Below are 1,499 nucleotides of genomic sequence, written 5' to 3' on the forward strand. Positions count from 1 at the left end.
CGCTGCCGGCCTATGCGGCGGTAGAAACCGCCAAGGCGGCGATGGCGGAAGCCGCAAGCTCCGGCAGGCCGCTTGCGGAAGCGCTCATCGGGCATGATTTCACCACGGCGATCGGGCCGGTGCTCTTTGATGCGAAGGGCGACCTCAGCCGGAATCCGTACCGCGTCTTTCGGTTCGATGGCGCCCGCTTCGTACCGTTGGAAAGCAACTGATGTTTCGCACCGGCCCGCGCAACCTGATCACCGATGTCGCCGGTCTCAGCGTCGGCAATGCCTCCGATGCCCGACTGAAATCCGGCGTGACGACGGTCCTTTGCGACGAACCGGCCGTAGCCGGCGTCCAGATCCTGGGCGGTGCGCCGGGCACGCGCGAGACGGACCTGCTCGAACCCCACAATTCGGTTGAGACGGTCCATGCCGTGGTGCTGTCGGGCGGGTCGGCTTTCGGCCTCGACGCAGCGTCCGGCGTACAGGCAGCACTGCGCGAGCGTGGCATCGGCTTCGAGGTCGGCGGCTTTCGCGTGCCGATCGTGCCGGCGGCGATCCTGTTCGACCTGCGCAATGGCGGCGACAAGGATTGGGGCCGCTATCCGCCCTATCGCGAGCTCGGCTACGAGACGGTGCAGGCCGCCGGTTCGGATTTCCAGATCGGCACGACCGGCGCCGGCACCGGCGCGCTGACCTCCGGTCTCAAGAGCGGGCTTGGCTCGGCTTCGACGCTGCTTGACAATGGCGTCACCATCGGCGCGCTGGCGGCGGTCAATCCGATCGGCTCGGTGACCATCAGCCGAAGCCGCCATTTCTGGGCGGCTCCGTTCGAGATCGGCGATGAATTCGGCGGGCTTGGCTATCCCTCGCCAATGCCGGACGACGCCAAAAGCATCCTCTTGAAGTTTCGCGACAAGACGTTCACGGGCAAGGCGGATGCCGGCGGCAACACCACCATCGCCGTTATCGCCACCGATGCCGTTCTCACCAAGGCCGCCGCAAAGCGCCTGGCCATGTCAGCGCATGACGGTTTCGTGCGGGCCATATGGCCGACGCACACGCCGGCCGATGGCGATCTGGTCTTCGCGCTGGCGACCGGCAGGAGCGGTATCCGGCTCGAAGCCGACGCGGCAATCGACCTTTATGCCGCGGCAGGCGCCACGATGGCGCGCGCCATCACGCGCGGCGTTTTCGCCGCGACGCCCGCCGAGGGCGATCTGTTTCCGGTCTGGTCTTCGCGCTGACTTATACGCGATCAGGTGGGGTCGGACTTTTCTTCCTCGAAAGTGACCGCGACGTCGGAATTCGCCGACAGCCAGACCTTCTTTCCCTCGACCTCCGCGACAAGGCTCAGGGGAATGAAATGATGGTGCCCCTTATGCGTGCCCATGCCGCTGTCGGACTTGGTCAGCTTGATCCGCTGCCCCTCGACTTTGTCGACCGTGCCGACATGAACGCCATCGGCACCGATCACTTCCCTATGCTCACGAATTTTGCTGGTGTCGGTCATGG

General features: G+C 65.4%; 2 protein-coding genes and 1 pseudogene. 2 read left to right on the top strand and 1 reads right to left on the bottom strand.

Annotation, left to right across the window (positions count from 1 at the left end; all coding sequences use genetic code 11):
- Both FJ980_RS31275 and FJ980_RS31280 read left to right on the top strand, forming a co-directional pair.
- A pseudogene (locus FJ980_RS31275) lies at nucleotides 1–212 on the top strand (ABC transporter substrate-binding protein); the annotation flags it as partial.
- Nucleotides 212–1,231, top strand: coding sequence for a P1 family peptidase (locus tag FJ980_RS31280; RefSeq protein ID WP_140547398.1), 1,020 nt, complete (start codon nucleotides 212–214; stop codon nucleotides 1,229–1,231). The pseudogene FJ980_RS31275 and the gene FJ980_RS31280, both read left to right, overlap by 1 nt.
- An 11-nt stretch (nucleotides 1,232–1,242) precedes the next feature.
- On the opposite strand, the gene FJ980_RS31285 is transcribed toward FJ980_RS31280, so the two are convergent.
- Nucleotides 1,243–1,497 carry a DUF2171 domain-containing protein gene (locus FJ980_RS31285; RefSeq protein WP_140547399.1) on the bottom strand — a complete coding sequence of 85 codons (255 nt, stop codon included), beginning with the start codon at nucleotides 1,495–1,497 and terminating at the stop codon, nucleotides 1,243–1,245.
- Nucleotides 1,498–1,499 lie beyond the last annotated feature (2 nt).

This window comes from Mesorhizobium sp. B1-1-5 (assembly GCF_006443065.1).
Taxonomy (GTDB): Bacteria; Pseudomonadota; Alphaproteobacteria; order Rhizobiales; family Rhizobiaceae; genus Mesorhizobium.

Bases quoted from the DNA above. Each gene is read 5' to 3' on its own strand.
- FJ980_RS31285 (WP_140547399.1), bottom strand. From the start codon at position 1,497: ATGACCGACACCAGCAAAATTCGTGAGCATAGGGAAGTGATCGGTGCC.
- FJ980_RS31280 (WP_140547398.1), top strand. From the start codon at position 212: ATGTTTCGCACCGGCCCGCGCAACCTGATCACCGATGTCGCCGGTCTC.